Source organism: Rhizobium mulingense (assembly GCF_029194105.1).
GTDB lineage: Bacteria > Pseudomonadota > Alphaproteobacteria > Rhizobiales > Rhizobiaceae > Rhizobium > Rhizobium mulingense.
Genome location: NZ_JARFVE010000006.1, coordinates 229,031 through 243,645, shown reverse-complemented (window position 1 = coordinate 243,645; position 14,615 = coordinate 229,031). Strand labels below are relative to the sequence as shown.

Sequence of the window (14,615 nt, the reverse complement as noted above, 5' to 3'; positions counted from 1 at the left end):
CGAAAACCGCTCACACTTTTCGGCATCATGCTTTAGACGCCGAGCGACTTCAGCTTGCGGTGCAGTGCCGAGCGCTCCATGCCAACGAATTCGGCGGTGCGCGAAATATTGCCGCCGAAGCGGTTGATCTGGGCGATCAGATAATCCTTCTCGAACATCTCGCGGGCTTCGCGCAGCGGCAGCGTCATGATGTGATAGTCGTTCTTGGCCGAAACCTTCGGCAGCATGTCGCCGAGATCGGTCGGCAACATGTCGGCGGTGATCGGCGCGTCCGGCCCGTCGGTGCGGGCAAGGATCATCAGCCGCTCGATATTATTGCGCAGTTGGCGGATATTGCCCGGCCAGTCATGCGCCTGCAGCACGGCCATGGCGTCGTCGCCGATGCGGCGCGGACGAATGCCGGCCTGTTCGGAAATCTGCCGCATCAGCTGATCGACGAGGAAGGGAATGTCCTCGCGCCGCTCGGCCAACGCCGGCACACGCACCGGGACGACGGCGAGGCGATGATAGAGATCCTCGCGGAACCAGCCTTCGGCGATGCGGCTCTCGAGATTATAGGCGGTGGAGGAAATGATGCGGACATCGACCTTGACGCGCTTGGAACCGCCGACGCGTTCGAACTGCTGGTCGACCAGCACGCGCAGGATCTTGTTCTGCGTCTCGCGCGGCATCTCGCCGACCTCGTCGAGATAGAGGATGCCGCGATGGGCTTCCTCGAGCGCGCCGATCTTGCGGGCCTGGCCGGGCGTGCCCTCGGTTCCGAACAGCGCCACTTCCATACGATCGGGCGTGATGTTGGCAGCGTTGATCGCCACGAAGGGGCCGTTGGCTCGGGCCGACTTCTTGTGGATCATCCGCGCCACCAGCTCCTTGCCGGAGCCGGAGGCCCCAAGAATCATGATGCGGCTGTTGGTCGGCGAGACCTTCTCGATCGTCTGGCGCAACTGCGAAACGGCGACCGAGGTGCCGATCAGCTCCAGGGCATCGCCGGTGCGGCGCTTCAGCTCGGAAACCTCGCGCTTGAGCTTGGAATTTTCGAGCGCCCGTTCGGCAATCAGGATCAGCCGGTCGGCCTTGAACGGCTTCTCGATGAAATCGAAGGCGCCGCGCTTGATCGCCGAGACGGCGGTCTCGATGTTGCCATGGCCCGAGATCATCACCACCGGCAGATCGGGATGGCGGGTCTTGATCTCGTCGAGCAGCGACAGGCCGTCGAGCTTGCTGCCCTGCATCCAGATATCGAGGAAGATCAGCCGCGGCACGCGGTCGGAGATCGCCGCCAGCGCGCTGTCGCTGTCATGGGCCGTGCGGGTCTCGTGTCCCTCGTCCGAGAGAATGCCGGAAACGATCTCGCGAATATCATGCTCGTCATCGACGACGAGAATATCAGAGGCCATAAACGCTTTCCTTGTCATTGGCTGCGGGAGCGGCAGGCGTCGGATCCAGGCGTGGCAGATGCACGCGGATCATGGCCCCTCTTCCCCGGTCAAAATCGGCGGGCGCATCGTGCAACTCAAGCTGCCCGCCATGTTCCTCGATGATCTTCTTGACGATGGCGAGGCCAAGGCCGGTGCCCTTCTCGCGCATCGTCATATAGGGCTCCAGAATGCTGTGACGGTTCTCGACCGGAAGGCCGCGGCCGTTGTCGATCACGTCGACAGTGAAGCGGTCGCGGGCGGCATCGAGAGCGGCGCGGACGAGAATCTTGCGCTCGTCACGTTCGTCGCTCGGAACCGCCTCGATCGCCTCTACGGCATTCTTGATGAGATTTCCGAAGGCCTGGCCGAGCATGCGGCTGTCGAACAGGCCCTCCAGCGGCTGGTCCCCGAAATCCTGCTGGAAGGCGACATGCTGGTTGCCCATCTCGCGCAAGAAGATCGCGTCGCGCAGGATATCGCGCAGGTCGCTCGGCTCCTTGGTCGGCTTCGGCATGCGGGCGAAGGCGGAGAATTCGTCGACCATGCGGCCGATATCGCCGACCTGGCGGATGATCGTATCGGTGCACTGGTCGAACACCGTGCGGTCGTCCTGGTCGATCTGCTTTCCGTAGCGGCGCTGGATGCGCTCGGCCGAAAGTTGGATCGGCGTCAGCGGGTTCTTGATCTCATGGGCGATGCGCCGTGCTACATCGCCCCAGGCGGTCGAGCGCTGAGCGATGACGAGGTCGGTGATGTCGTCGAGCGTAATCACGTAGGATTCGCTCATGTCACGTACTTCCTCACGAGTGACCTGGACGCTCAGCGTCCTGACCGTGCCGCCGCGCACCAGCGCGATCTGCTTGCGGAAATCGCCGCGATGGCGCACCGCCGCCTCGGTCAGCACCTGATCGACCTCCGGCGCAATGTCTGCCAGCTGCTTGCCGAGCATCGCGTCGGCCGACAATGACATCAGCGTCTCGGCCGAACTGTTGACGATGGCGATGCGTCGGTCCTGCTCGACGCCGATGACGGCGGCGGTGACACCTGATAGCACCGCCTCGATGAAGCGCCGCCGGTCGTCCACCTCGTCCTTGGCCTCAAGGATCTCGTCGCGTTGGGTGCGGATTTCCGAGATCATCTTGTTGAAGGTGCGCGACAGATTGGCGACGTCGCCGTCAACGGCATGCACGGGCACCACGATATCCATATTGCCCGAGGCGACGCTGTCGGCTGCGGTGATCAGCAGCCGGATCGGCCGGACGATGCGGTCGGCAACGGCGATCGCCGTCCAGATCGCTGCCAAGAGCACGATCAGCGCAAAGCCGATGTAAAGCACTGCAAAGGCGATCTGCAGCGAGAAACGGTTGGCCTCCATCGAGCGGTATTCGGTGGCGTTCTCCTCCATCATGCGCATGGCGCCCATGACCTTGGGATCGACGGCGCGCACCGTGTAGAGGAAGGTGCCTTGGATGGCATCGAGCTTGATGATGGCGCCGACGAGGTTGGTGACACCGGGCGGGATCAGCGTCGGCTGGCCGGCCGCGGCCTTTTGCAGCGCGTCCTGTGGAATGGCCGGCAACGGTTTTTCCGTGGTGATATCGGCTTGGACGACCACTGAACCGTCGCTTTCGACAAGGAAGGCGCCGAGCAGGCCGCGCCCTCTCGCCTGGCGCGTCATCAACTCGGCGAACCCCGTCCGGTCCAGACTGTAGAGGGCGCGGTTGCGCTCCAGGTCGTTGGCCATGGAAACCGTCTGCCCCTGCAGGTAGCTGGCGTTCTCCATCATATAGGCCTGGCCGATATTGCGCGACGAGCTGACGATCGACTGGGTGCGCAGGGCAAACCAGCGGTCGAGGCCGGCATTCAGCGTGATGCTGGCAAAGATGGCGACAAGGATCGCCGGCGTGATCGCAACGATGGAGAAGAGCACGACGATGCGGATGTGCAGCCGCGCGGCCGCTCTGCCCCTGGTGCGGGCTTTAAGCAGCCTTGCCACCTCGCGGCCGATCAGCGCCAGCAGCGTCAGCACGAAGAAGGAGTTGACGATCACCGAGGTGATGACGACGTGCGAGGTCGGCGCAATCGGCGTCAGGCCGAGAAGTATGAAAAGCGTGATCGTGGCGCAGAGAAGCGCGCCGCCGGCGAGCACGAGGCCGGGCACGGCAAAAAGGGCGCGGCGATCGGTCACCGTCGTCACCGCCTCGCCCGCCGCCGCCGGCGCTACCCCATCCTGCGTCATTCGGCCTCTCTTCAGACGGCCCTGCCGCCCTGCCCTTCGATCGAAACCAGACAACGCCGGCTTGAGAAAGCCAGCGCCGGAACGACTCGATCGGGAGCGAAATGTCCAAAACCCTTGCGTGACCTTTAAGCAACGCATTGTGGCGAAAATGCAACGCGCGCCGTCACGTTGTCAAGCTCCGGCAGAGTCCCGCCTCGGACACTCTTGCGCTACATGCGTCAGAAACGTCGTGGACCTTCCGGCTTATTTCCGGCAATCGCATCGATCCGCTCCATCACCTCAGGCGTCATCTTGTGCCGGTGCGAGAGGGCCGCAAGGTTGTCCTGCAGCTGGCTGGCGCGTGAGGCGCCGAGAATGACAGTAGAGACGTTGGGATTGGCGAGGCACCACAGAAGGGCGAGATGGGTGATCGACAGGCCGACCTCATCGGCGAGTTTTGCGAGCTGGCCGACCTGTTGGAGCTGGGCGCGGCCGGCGTCGCTGGACCACTTCTCCTTCAGCCATTCGTAGCCCGGCAGGTTCATGCGGCTGTCGGCCGGGACGCCGTTATTGTATTTGCCGGTCAGAACGCCCGAGGCGAGCGGCGACCAGATGGTGGTGCCGAGGCCGATTAGGTCGTAGAGCGGGAGATAATCGGATTCGACCTTCTGGCGCTCGAAGATGTTGTACTGCGGCTGCTCCATCGTCGGCGGCGTGATGCGCAGGTCCCGGGCCACGGCGTAGGCTTCCGTCAATTGCTGCGCCGACCATTCCGATGTCCCCCAATAGAGCACCTTGCCCTGAGCGACGAGATCGTGCATCGCCCGGACCGTTTCCTCGATCGGTGTGTCGATGTCAGGGCGATGGCAGAAATAGAGGTCGAGATAGTCGACTTGAAGCCGCTTCAGCGCGGCATGGCAGGCGTCGGTCACATGCTTGCGCGACAGCCCGCGCTGCGTCGGCTTCTGGCCTCCCCAGAAGACCTTGCTGGAGACGACGAAGCTGTCGCGGCTCCAACCGAGCGACCTGAGCGCCTCGCCCATGACGATCTCGGACTTGCCGCTTTCATAGCCTTCGGCATTGTCGAAGAAGTTCACCCCGTTATCGTAGGCAAGCCGCATGAGGTCGACGGCGTCGCCGCCGTTTACCTGCTTGCCGAAAGTGACCCATGAGCCAAAGGAGAACTCGCTCACCTGCAAGCCCGACTTTCCCAAACGACGATATTCCATCATGTAGCTCCCGCAATTTATGAACATGTGCCGGCCGGTGACCGGCCTCGACACCACACAATCGATCAACGACTGACCGGCTTAATCTATCGCATGAACAACGATATGCGAGCCTCGGCGCAACAAGCTTGCCTTAAACCAGCCCCGAGAAAGACGTTCAATGCGCTTTTGATGCCTCCTCGATAGTGGCTCTCATTACCTCGACCGATTGTGCGCCGGTAAACTTCTTGCCATTGACGAAGAATGTCGGCGTACCCTCGACGTTGAAGTCTTCACGGGCCTGAAACGTGAATTTATTCAATCCATCGAGGATTTGATTGATCAGAAACCAACAGGTCGAAAGCGGGCCTATCGAAACCACCGATGCGGCGATATCGCGGATCGTCTTCTCCTGTGACTGCGGCTATGCCGAGATGATGATGGCCCGCAATACCGGGCTTGTCGCGATGACCGACAAACTCACGAAGGAGGAAACCGCGCCGATCCTGTGCGGGTCTGGCGACCTTTAACGCGCTGAAGAAATGCGGCGCGGACGCCGTCGACGTCGTGGCCACTGTCGGCATAGGCGGTCTCGGTCCCAATTGGTTTCAAGGCGATTGCCATTGGACGGGGCGACGAGATTGCTGACGAAGCCAGATTCGTTCGCGGCCCATGATTGTATCCATATAGCCAGGGAAAACGCAGTAGAATGTCCGCAGGGCCTTGGTAGTGCGAAGGCTGTTATTTCCACCATCGGAGACCTCCAGGTGGTTTCGGCACTCACGCCGGGTACCGCGGCTCAAGGCCGGCTTGTCGTCCTTTCGAATAGAAGAAGTCCGGCGGCGTCAGGTTTCGGGTGGTGCTGACGATGGAGAAGAACGATGCGTCTGAATGATGATTTCACCAAGCCGACAGTCGTGCATGCCGCGAAACTGGATTGGGTTGCCAGTCCGGCTCGCGGGGTCGATCGCCGGATGCTTTATCGCGTCGGCGAGGAAGTGGCCCGGGCGACATCGATTGTCCGCTATGCCGCAGGCAGCGTATTTCCCTCTCATACCCACACGGGCGGTGAGGAAATATTGGTGCTCGATGGGATATTCGAGGACGAACACGGTCGTTTCCCGGCCGGATCATACTTCCGCAATCCGCCGGGTACGTCGCATGCGCCCGCATCTGCTGATGGGTGCACCATCTTCGTCAAGCTCTGGCAGTTTCGCGAGGGTGACGAGGCGCAAATCGTGCGCAGACCGGGTGAAGGAGAGCCTGGACTTCAAAACGATGCCGTCAGCGCAACGATCCTGTTCGATGACGGTCACGAGCAGGTCTATCTTCAAAGGTGGGGTCGCAGCGCCTCGACCAAACTTTCGAATCATCGTGGATTGGAGCTGCTGGTTCTCGAAGGCGAGTTGTCCGTTGGAACGGAGCGACTTCGATCCCAGAGCTGGATGCGGTTGCCCGAAGGCGAAAATCTGATGGCAAGCGCCGGACCACAGGGTGCCTATGCCTGGATCAAAGACGCACCGTTGCAGCATGCCGATGTTCTGAAACTGCCATCGTAGCCGGTCACCTAGTGCTCGGCGTCTTTGACTGACGGCGGGCAGCGAGACGAGCGCGACTGAATCTGCTTTCCTTGTCGGGGCCATGCCGCTGCCACATGGGTGGTGTCAGCAGTCGTTCACACGCTGATCTGATGGAACTGCCCTCACCGCCCCGAACCTCATTCGGGGCGCAACGGCGATGGCGACACGCGGAACGGATGAGCAACATTCGGGCGAAATCGAAAACCTTAACGTCCGCTGACCAGCCATGCCATCCACCTGTTATCCACAGCTTATCCACAGGCACGGTGGCTGCGACCGTAGCAACTTCAATGACATTTGCCCGGCGGCGATCAATAGCTCGCAAATACTATGTGACCATCAAATGACACTGCGCTTTTGTTTGCCGGCGCAGATACAAACCGTGACGGGGCCAGGATAGATTTAATCTTGTTCCCGACCGTGGCGGCGGATACTGGGAGGAGGAGGCGGTGGGCCAGCGAGGGGCTCACCGCCTTTTTTCAGGCGGTGCGGGAGCTTCTATAAACAGAGACGCCGAGTTCCCTGATCTTCTTGCGCAAGGTGTTGCGGTTGAGGCCGAGAAGATCGGCCGCCTTGATCTGGTTGCCGCGCGTTGCCGTGAGCGCGGCCAGGATCAGCGGATATTCCATTTCGGTCAGCACACGATCATAGAGACCGGGCGGCGGCAGGTTTTCGCCGAAGCTGGCGAAATAGGTGCGCATGTTCTCCTCGACCGCTTGCGAGATCGTCATCGAGCCGTTGCGGATCGGCCCCTTGTCGATCGGGCTGTCGGGAACGTCGGAGCGCAGCTCGGCATCGATGATCTCGCGGGTGATGACATCCTGCGGATAGAGCGCCATCAGACGGCGGATGAGATTTTCCAGTTCGCGCACATTGCCCGGCCAGGCATAGGCCTTCATCAGTTCCAGCGCCTCCTGATCGAAGCGCTTGGAGCCGAGACCTTCCTTTTCGGCCTGCTGGATGAAATGGCGCACGAGATCGGGAATGTCCTCGGCGCGGTCGCGCAACGGCGGCAGGCGCAGCGGCACGACATTCAGCCGGTAGTAGAGGTCCTCGCGGAAGAGGCCCTGATTGATCGCCTGTTTCAGATCCTTGTTGGTGGCGGCGACGATGCGCACGTCGGTGCGGATCGGCGTGCGGCCGCCGACGGTGGTGTATTCGCCTTGCTGCAACACGCGCAGCAGCCGCGTCTGGGCGTCCATCGGCATGTCGCCGATTTCGTCGAGGAACAGCGTGCCGCCTTCGGCCTGCTCGAAACGGCCGGTCGAGCGTGTCTGCGCGCCGGTGAAGGCGCCCTTCTCATGGCCGAAGAGCTCGGATTCGATCAGGTCGCGCGGGATGGCCGCCATGTTGATCGCGACGAACGGGCCGTTGCGGCGCTTGCCGTAATCATGCAGCGCACGGGCAACAAGCTCCTTGCCGGTGCCGGATTCGCCGGTGATCATCAGCGTCAGGTCCGTCTGCATCAGGCGGGCGAGCACGCGGTAGATTTCCTGCATCGCCGCCGACCGGCCGACGAGCGGCATGCCGTCCTGCATATCCTCTTCGAGCTTGGCAGGCTTGCGTTTCGGCTCGGCGAGCGCGCGGCCGATGATGCCGATCAGCTCGGTCAGGTCAAAAGGCTTCGGCAGATAGTCGTAGGCGCCCTTCTCGGAAGCCTTGATGGCGGTCATGAAGGTGTTCTGCGCGCTCATGACGAGAACGGGCAGATCGGGACGCGCCTTCTTGATGCGCGGCAGCAGGTCGAAAGCGTTTTCGTCAGGCATCACCACGTCGGTGACGACAAGATCGCCCTCGCCCGCCGAAATCCAGCGCCAGAGGGTAGCGGCGTTGGAAGTGATGCGTACATCATAGCCGGCGCGGCTCAAAGCCTGGTTGAGCACGGTGCGGATCGCCGCATCATCATCTGCAACGAGGATCGTGGCTGTCATCGAGAATGTCCTGTCGAGCTTACGGAAGAAGCATCCTCGAGCGAAACGTCCTTCGACGCCGGCATGAGAACGCGGAAAGTCGTGCGGCTGTTCTGGCTGTCGCATTCGATGATGCCGCCGTGATCACCGATGATCTTGGCGACCAGCGCCAGGCCGAGACCGCTGCCGTTCGTCTTGGTGGTGATGAAGGGATCGAAGAGATGCGGCAGCAGATCGGCGGGAACGCCGGGGCCGTTGTCGTGAACGCAGAATTCCAAGGGCAGCGAGATCTTTTCACGGGTGCCAGCGACGGAAAGACGGATGCCCGGGCGATAGGCCGTCGTCAGCATTATCTCGCCGTCCGGCCGGTCACCGACTGCTTCGGCGGCGTTCTTCACCAGATTGAGGAAGACCTGGACGAGCTGGTCGCGATTGGCATAGACGGCAGGCAGCGACGGGTCATAACTCTCGGTGACGCGGATGTTGCGAGCAAAACCCGCCTTGGCGACGGCCTTAACGTGATCGAGCACGGAATGGATATTGACCGGCATGCGGTCGACCGGACGTTCGTCGGAAAAGACTTCCATGCGATCGACCAGCGAGACGATACGGTCGGTTTCGTCGCAGATCAGCCGGGTCAATGCCCGGTCGTCGTCGATCGCGGACTGTTCGAGCAGTTGCGCGGCGCCGCGGATGCCGGAGAGCGGGTTCTTGATCTCATGCGCCAGCATCGAAGCGAGACCGGTGACCGAGCGGGCAGCGGCGCGATGCGTCAGCTGCCGGTCGATTTTGTCGGCCATCGAGCGCTCCTGGAAGACGATGACGACGGCGCCGGGCTCGCTCAGCACAGGCGCGACATAGAGGTCGACGAGCTTGTCCTGACCGAGGCGGGGCGAACTCAGATCGACGCGATATTCGTTGACCGGTGCCTTGCGCTCGCGCACCTGATCGATCAGGGCAAGCAGCGGACTGCCGAAGGGAATGAAGGTCGAGATCCGGTATCGCGCCAGATGCGAGGCGCTGGCGCCAAAAAAGGCCTCCGCCTCCCAATTGGCAAAGGCGACGAAGCCGGATTCGTCGACCATGACGACCGGGTTCTGGATGGCGTTCAGCACGGCCATGGCGACGGTTCCGCCGGCCTGGTCGGGCGGAGATATGGTATCCTTCGTCATGCCGCCTCCCGGCTGTCGACAAGAGCTGCGTCAAGCGCCTCGTAAAGGCGCGCGGCCACCTCGCTCGGATCGCGCGAGGTCATGATCGCAGCCTTCTCGCCGCCGGCAAGTGCGGGGGCAAAACGCTCGAGATACCAGCCGAGATGCTTGCGGGCATGGCGGACCGCCACCGCCTCGCCGTAGAAATCGAGCATCATCCGGTAATGTTCGACGGCGATATCGGCAATGTCTTCACGTCGCGGCTCAGCCGCACCGGCAAGCACGCCGGCATGCCACGGCCTGCCCTGGCAGCCCCTGCCGATCATGACGGCGTCGGCGCCGGAGCGGCGCAATATTTCCTGCGCATCGGCGGCGGTTTCGACGTCGCCATTGGCGATCAGCGGGATGGAGATGACGTCGCGGACGGCACAGATCGCATCCCAATCGGCGCGGCCTTCGTAAAACTGCATGCGGGTGCGCCCATGAATAGTGACGAGCTGAATACCGGCGGCTTCGGCGCGGCGCGCAATGTCGGGCGCGTTGATGGAATTCTCGTCCCAGCCGAGGCGCATTTTGAGCGTCACCGGAATGTCGACGGCCTCGACCGTCGCCTCGATCAGGCCGAGCGCGTGATCGGGATCGCGCATCAGCGCCGAGCCGGAATAACCGCCGATCACCTTCTTGGCCGGACAACCCATATTGATGTCGATGATATCGGCGCCATGATCGGCGGCGATCTTCGCCGCCTCCGCCATCCAGTGCGCCTCCCGGCCGGCAAGCTGCACCATGTGCGGCCGGAAACCTGCGGCCTTGAGCCGCGACCAGGATTCGGCCGTGTCGTTGACCAGCTCGCGGCTCGCCACCATTTCGGTGACGACGAGGCCGGCGCCGAAACGCCACGCCAGCTCGCGGAAGGGCATGTCCGTGACGCCGGACATCGGCGCCAGCACAACGCGGTTCCGCACGGATACGGATCCGATTCGGAAAGGCGCTGCGAGGTCCTTGGAAATCAAATGATTATCTTTCAGGCACACCATGTAACTGCATTATTTTTAGCCATAGATCCATGGCTTTGCCAAGAGGGCTTGGATCGGATTCGATATTTTTCGGGCAGATGCTGGAAAAGACCCAAGCAAGAGGTTAGAGCACTCCGGTTAATTCCGCATATTTTAGGGGATTTATGCTGCAAATGCCGTCCAAGCAACCGATATCGGCTGGAATTGTCATCGTTGCCGCCGGCCGCGGCGAGCGTGCCGGATCCCCCAAGGAAGGCCCCAAGCAGTATCGCCCGATCGGCGGCAAGCCGGTTATCGTCCATACGCTTGAAAACTTCATGACATGGGAGCCGGCGACTGCGATCGTCGTCGTCATTCATCCCGATGACGAGGCGCTGTTTGCCAAGGCCTTCCGCCATATCATTTCGGCAACGCCGATCGAAACAGTGCATGGCGGCCCGACCCGGCAGCAATCGGTGCTGGCCGGCCTCCGGTACCTCAAGGACAAGCACGTCAGCCACGTGCTGATTCACGATGCGGTGCGGCCCTTCTTCGACCACGCGCTTCTCGACCGCATTGCCGAAAGCCTTGGCACTGGCGCGGCGGCGGTGCTGCCGGCCATGCCGGTGACAGATACGCTGAAACGCGCCGACGGCGCCGGCACGGTGCTGACGACGGTTTCACGCGAGCAGCTCTACGCGGCGCAGACGCCACAATCGTTCCCCTTCGAAACGATTCTCGATGCGCATGAGAAGGCGGCGGCGAGCGGGCGCAGCGATTTCACCGACGATGCCTCGATCGCCGAATGGCTGGGCATTCCGGTGACGATCGTCGAAGGCACGGCCGACAATGTCAAGCTGACGGTCAAGAGCGATATCGCACTCGCCGACGACCGGCTGTCGGCGTCGCTGCTTCCCGACGTGCGCACCGGCAATGGCTATGACGTGCACCAGCTCGAAGCGGGCGACGGCGTGACGCTGTGCGGCGTATTCATTCCGCACGACCAGAAGCTGAAAGGCCATTCGGATGCCGATGTGGCGCTGCATGCGCTGACCGACGCGCTGCTCGCCACCTGCGGTGCGGGGGATATCGGCGATCATTTCCCGCCATCCGACCCGCAATGGAAGGGAGCGGCTTCGCGGATCTTCATCGAGCATGCCGCGCGGATCGTGCGCGAACGCGGCGGCACGATCATGAATGCCGATGTCTCGCTGATCGCCGAGGCGCCGAGGGTCGGCCCCCATCGGGAGGCCATGCGGGCGAATCTATCGGAATATCTCGGCATCGATCTCGAGCGCTGCTCGGTCAAGGCGACGACCAACGAGACGATCGGCTTCGTCGGCAGGCGCGAAGGCATCGCGGCGATCGCCACGGCGACCGTCGTCTATCGCGGGAGGAAATGATGGGCCTTTTTCCTCCGGATATCCTTTCGGCGGCAGAGGCGATCATCCGTGACTTCACCGCGGCAGGGCTGATGATTTCAACCGCCGAATCCTGCACCGGCGGGCTGATCTCAGGCGCGCTGACGGAGATTTCCGGCTCATCCGCCGTCGTCGATCGCGGCTTCGTTACCTATACGAATACCGCCAAGACCGAGCTGCTCGGGGTGCAGGCGCAAACGCTCCTGCGGTTCGGCGCAGTCTCCGAGGAGGCCGCCCGGCAGATGGCGCATGGCGCCCTCTTCCGCTCGCGCGCCGACATCGCCGTCGCCGTCACCGGCATTGCCGGCCCCGGCGGCGGTTCGGCCGAAAAACCGGTCGGCCTCGTGCATCTTGCCGCGAAATCGCGCACCGGCGCGCTCATCCACCGCAAAATGCTCTATGGCGACATCGGCCGCAGTGAAGTTCGGCTGGCAACGGTCAGGACGGCGCTGGAGATGGTGCGTTTGCTGCTCACGGTTTGAGAATGCCTGCAACCGGCCGTCAGGCTGGAGCGTAGATCCTGCTTGCGCGCGTTTCGAAGGCTTCGGTGAACATGCGGAAGGCGCGGTCGAACATCGAGCCCATCAAGGCGCCGAGAATGCGGCTTTTGAATTCGTAATCGATGAAGAAATTGATGGTGCAGCCGCCAGCCGGCGTCTCGGCGAAATGCCAGCGATTGTCGAGATATTTGAAGGGGCCGTCGATATATTTGACCTCGATGACGCGCTCGGCCCGGTTCAAGAGCACCTGGGTCGTGAAGGTCTCGCGGATCGCCTTGTAGCCGACGGTCATGTCGGCCACGAGCAGGATCTTGCCGTCACGCTCCTTGCGGCTTCTGACCGACAGCGCCTCGCAAAGCGGCAGAAACTCGGGATAGTGTTCGACATCGGCAACTAGATCGAACATCTGGTCGGGCGTATGCGGGACGGAACGGTGCGTTTCGAAGTGCGGCATAGGCGGCAATTAAGCGGGCCGGCCGAGAAGATCAAGAAGCTGGCGCATCTGGCGATGGGATTTTAATTGGAGAATCGGCATTTCAGAGCCGCGCTCGGCGATCCCGGCGGCATGATCCCGAAGTGCGGCCTCGATTAAGGGGACGGCATCGCGCTCGAAATTCCAGATATAGAAAAGCGCATCCAGCGAGAGGTTTTCAGGGCAGCCGGCAGGCAGTTCGGGGCGGTTACGCCCGAAATGACGCAATGCTCTTGAGATGGCACCGTACAGGCAGGCATATCTTGGCGGGCGAAGCCAAATGACCGCCTGGGCGCGCGGCAGGCGAAGATGGAAGGAATTGAGGCCGGTTCCATCCATGATCCAGCGCTTTCCCGCTACGGCGTCGGTGATAAGACGATCGATCTCGTCACGCGGCCTCTTTCTCCAGCCGGGAAGCCAATAGAAGTCGCGATCCATGGAGATGTAATCGAGGTCGAGCACTTGCGAAAGCCGCTTTGCGAACGTGCTCTTGCCGCTGCCGGGGCAACCGATCACCAGGATACGGTCGGCCGCGGCCAGCGCCAATTTCAAACCGGAAGTGACGTTCATTGGCTGCCCAAAGAAAAACCATGGCAATAATCACCGCGGTCAGTTTGTTGCCTAGCCGCGCCCCCTACTCGGCATCATCCTCGGCCTTGTGCGCCTTGTGCCGAGGATCTGCTGCCCTATCGATCGGTTGCAGATGCTCGGGACAAGCCCGAGCATGACGAAAGAGAGGTTGGCAGGACCCCAAACCTTACTCAGCCGCCACCAACAGCTTCTTTTCCCGCGCCGCCTTCAGCCGCGCAAAATCATCTCCAGCATGGTGTGACGAGCGGGTCAGCGGGCTGGAGGCGACCATCAGGAAGCCTTTGCTGTAGGCGACCGTCTCGTAGGACTTGAACTCTTCGGGCGTGACGAAGCTTTCGACCTTGTGGTGCTTGCGGGTCGGCTGCAGGTATTGGCCGATCGTCAGGAAGTCGACATCGGCGGTGCGCAGGTCGTCCATCAGCTGCAGCACTTCGTTACGCTCCTCGCCGAGGCCGACCATGATGCCCGACTTGGTGAACATGGTGGGATCGAGCTCCTTCACCCGCTGCAGCAGGCGGATGGAATGGAAATAGCGGGCGCCGGGGCGAACCGTCAGATAATTGCCGGCAACCGTTTCCATGTTGTGATTGAAAACGTCGGGCTTGGCAGCGACGACGCGCTCCAGCGCACCCGGCTTCTTCAGGAAGTCGGGCGTCAGGATCTCGATCGTCGTTGCCGGTGAAGCTGCACGGATCGCCCAGATCACCTTTTCGAAGTGTTCGGCGCCGCCGTCCTCCAGATCGTCGCGGTCGACCGAGGTGATGACGACGTGGCTAAGGCCCATTTCCCGGACGGCTTTGGCGACATTCTCCGGCTCGGCCATATCGAGCGCATTCGGCTTGCCGGTGGCGACGTTGCAGAAGGCGCAGGCGCGGGTGCAGATCTCGCCCATGATCATGAAGGTGGCGTGCTTCTTGTCCCAGCACTCGCCGATATTCGGGCAGCCGGCCTCCTCGCAGACGGTGACGAGCTTGTGCTCCTTCACGATCGCCCGCGTCTCAGCATAGCCCTTGGAGGTCGGCGCCTTGACGCGGATCCAGTCCGGCTTGCGCATGACTTCCGTATCCGGCCGATGCGCCTTCTCGGGATGGCGCACGCGCTTGGCGTCGGGATTGATCGTATCGAGAATGGTCACCATTGCAGTTTCAGCT

At 62.1% G+C, this 14,615-nt stretch carries 14 protein-coding genes; 4 read left to right on the top strand and 10 right to left on the bottom strand.

What is annotated here, in order from left to right; genetic code table 11:
- Positions 1–32 precede the first annotated feature (32 nt).
- The 4 genes from ntrX to PYR71_RS31015 form a co-directional block, all read right to left on the bottom strand.
- Positions 33–1,397, bottom strand: a complete 1,365-nt coding sequence (ntrX, locus tag PYR71_RS16225) for a nitrogen assimilation response regulator NtrX (protein ID WP_038688769.1) — start codon at positions 1,395–1,397, stop codon at positions 33–35.
- Positions 1,387–3,657 carry a sensor histidine kinase NtrY-like gene (locus PYR71_RS16220; RefSeq protein ID WP_097579202.1) on the bottom strand — a complete coding sequence of 757 codons (2,271 nt, stop codon included), beginning with the start codon at positions 3,655–3,657 and terminating at the stop codon, positions 1,387–1,389. The genes ntrX and PYR71_RS16220 overlap by 11 nt, the downstream gene beginning before the upstream one ends.
- A gap of 218 nt (positions 3,658–3,875) precedes the next feature.
- On the bottom strand, positions 3,876–4,865 hold the full coding sequence (locus PYR71_RS16215) for a potassium channel beta subunit family protein (RefSeq protein ID WP_275620066.1): 990 nt from the start codon (positions 4,863–4,865) through the stop codon (positions 3,876–3,878).
- Between the two features lie 157 nt (positions 4,866–5,022).
- Complete coding sequence (locus PYR71_RS31015) at positions 5,023–5,226, bottom strand: DsbA family protein (protein WP_416340298.1); 204 nt, start codon at positions 5,224–5,226, stop codon at positions 5,023–5,025.
- On the opposite strand from PYR71_RS31015, the gene PYR71_RS16210 reads away from it, so the two are divergent.
- Both PYR71_RS16210 and PYR71_RS16205 read left to right on the top strand, forming a co-directional pair.
- Complete coding sequence (locus PYR71_RS16210) at positions 5,183–5,374, top strand: hypothetical protein (protein WP_275620065.1); 192 nt, start codon at positions 5,183–5,185, stop codon at positions 5,372–5,374. The two genes, PYR71_RS31015 and PYR71_RS16210, sit on opposite strands and share 44 nt — an antisense overlap.
- A 351-nt stretch (positions 5,375–5,725) precedes the next feature.
- Complete coding sequence (locus tag PYR71_RS16205; RefSeq protein WP_275620064.1) at positions 5,726–6,403, top strand: cupin domain-containing protein; 678 nt, start codon at positions 5,726–5,728, stop codon at positions 6,401–6,403.
- A gap of 500 nt (positions 6,404–6,903) precedes the next feature.
- Here the strand turns inward: PYR71_RS16205 and ntrC are convergent, their stop codons facing one another.
- From ntrC to dusB, 3 genes are read right to left on the bottom strand one after another with little or no spacing between them, the layout of a single operon-like run.
- A complete protein-coding gene (gene ntrC, locus PYR71_RS16200; protein WP_275620063.1) occupies positions 6,904–8,355 on the bottom strand; it encodes a nitrogen regulation protein NR(I) in 1,452 nt (483 codons plus the stop codon).
- Positions 8,352–9,506, bottom strand: a complete 1,155-nt coding sequence (locus PYR71_RS16195; RefSeq protein WP_183915751.1) for a two-component system sensor histidine kinase NtrB — start codon at positions 9,504–9,506, stop codon at positions 8,352–8,354. Before PYR71_RS16195 ends, ntrC begins: the two co-directional genes overlap by 4 nt.
- Positions 9,503–10,522, bottom strand: coding sequence for a tRNA dihydrouridine synthase DusB (gene dusB / locus PYR71_RS16190; RefSeq protein WP_275620062.1), 1,020 nt, complete (start codon positions 10,520–10,522; stop codon positions 9,503–9,505). Before dusB ends, PYR71_RS16195 begins: the two co-directional genes overlap by 4 nt.
- A gap of 143 nt (positions 10,523–10,665) precedes the next feature.
- Here dusB and PYR71_RS16185 point away from each other — a divergent pair, with 143 nt between their 5' ends.
- Positions 10,666–11,883 (top strand): bifunctional 2-C-methyl-D-erythritol 4-phosphate cytidylyltransferase/2-C-methyl-D-erythritol 2,4-cyclodiphosphate synthase, encoded by a 1,218-nt coding sequence (locus PYR71_RS16185; RefSeq protein WP_275620061.1) that lies wholly within the window; start codon positions 10,666–10,668, stop codon positions 11,881–11,883.
- Positions 11,883–12,383 carry a CinA family protein gene (locus tag PYR71_RS16180; RefSeq protein WP_275620060.1) on the top strand — a complete coding sequence of 167 codons (501 nt, stop codon included), beginning with the start codon at positions 11,883–11,885 and terminating at the stop codon, positions 12,381–12,383. Before PYR71_RS16185 ends, PYR71_RS16180 begins: the two co-directional genes overlap by 1 nt.
- A gap of 19 nt (positions 12,384–12,402) precedes the next feature.
- Here the strand turns inward: PYR71_RS16180 and PYR71_RS16175 are convergent, their stop codons facing one another.
- The 3 genes from PYR71_RS16175 to lipA form a co-directional block, all read right to left on the bottom strand.
- Positions 12,403–12,855 carry a type II toxin-antitoxin system RatA family toxin gene (locus PYR71_RS16175; protein ID WP_275620059.1) on the bottom strand — a complete coding sequence of 151 codons (453 nt, stop codon included), beginning with the start codon at positions 12,853–12,855 and terminating at the stop codon, positions 12,403–12,405.
- A 9-nt stretch (positions 12,856–12,864) separates the two neighbouring features.
- Positions 12,865–13,443, bottom strand: a complete 579-nt coding sequence (locus PYR71_RS16170) for an AAA family ATPase (protein ID WP_275620058.1) — start codon at positions 13,441–13,443, stop codon at positions 12,865–12,867.
- Between the two features lie 187 nt (positions 13,444–13,630).
- On the bottom strand, positions 13,631–14,602 hold the full coding sequence (gene lipA / locus PYR71_RS16165; protein ID WP_183915761.1) for a lipoyl synthase: 972 nt from the start codon (positions 14,600–14,602) through the stop codon (positions 13,631–13,633).
- Positions 14,603–14,615: the final 13 nt, after the last annotated feature.

What these genes read in the sequence shown, in the direction of transcription:
- ntrX (WP_038688769.1), bottom strand. Translation starts at nt 1,397, where the DNA reads ATGGCCTCTGATATTCTCGTCGTCGATGACGAGCATGATATTCGCGAG.
- PYR71_RS16170 (WP_275620058.1), bottom strand. Translation starts at nt 13,443, where the DNA reads ATGAACGTCACTTCCGGTTTGAAATTGGCGCTGGCCGCGGCCGACCGT.
- PYR71_RS16195 (WP_183915751.1), bottom strand. Translation starts at nt 9,506, where the DNA reads ATGACGAAGGATACCATATCTCCGCCCGACCAGGCCGGCGGAACCGTC.
- PYR71_RS16180 (WP_275620060.1), top strand. Translation starts at nt 11,883, where the DNA reads ATGGGCCTTTTTCCTCCGGATATCCTTTCGGCGGCAGAGGCGATCATC.
- PYR71_RS16185 (WP_275620061.1), top strand. Translation starts at nt 10,666, where the DNA reads ATGCTGCAAATGCCGTCCAAGCAACCGATATCGGCTGGAATTGTCATC.
- PYR71_RS16175 (WP_275620059.1), bottom strand. Translation starts at nt 12,855, where the DNA reads ATGCCGCACTTCGAAACGCACCGTTCCGTCCCGCATACGCCCGACCAG.
- PYR71_RS16215 (WP_275620066.1), bottom strand. Translation starts at nt 4,865, where the DNA reads ATGGAATATCGTCGTTTGGGAAAGTCGGGCTTGCAGGTGAGCGAGTTC.
- ntrC (WP_275620063.1), bottom strand. Translation starts at nt 8,355, where the DNA reads ATGACAGCCACGATCCTCGTTGCAGATGATGATGCGGCGATCCGCACC.
- lipA (WP_183915761.1), bottom strand. Translation starts at nt 14,602, where the DNA reads ATGGTGACCATTCTCGATACGATCAATCCCGACGCCAAGCGCGTGCGC.
- PYR71_RS16205 (WP_275620064.1), top strand. Translation starts at nt 5,726, where the DNA reads ATGCGTCTGAATGATGATTTCACCAAGCCGACAGTCGTGCATGCCGCG.
- dusB (WP_275620062.1), bottom strand. Translation starts at nt 10,522, where the DNA reads ATGGTGTGCCTGAAAGATAATCATTTGATTTCCAAGGACCTCGCAGCG.
- PYR71_RS16220 (WP_097579202.1), bottom strand. Translation starts at nt 3,657, where the DNA reads ATGACGCAGGATGGGGTAGCGCCGGCGGCGGCGGGCGAGGCGGTGACG.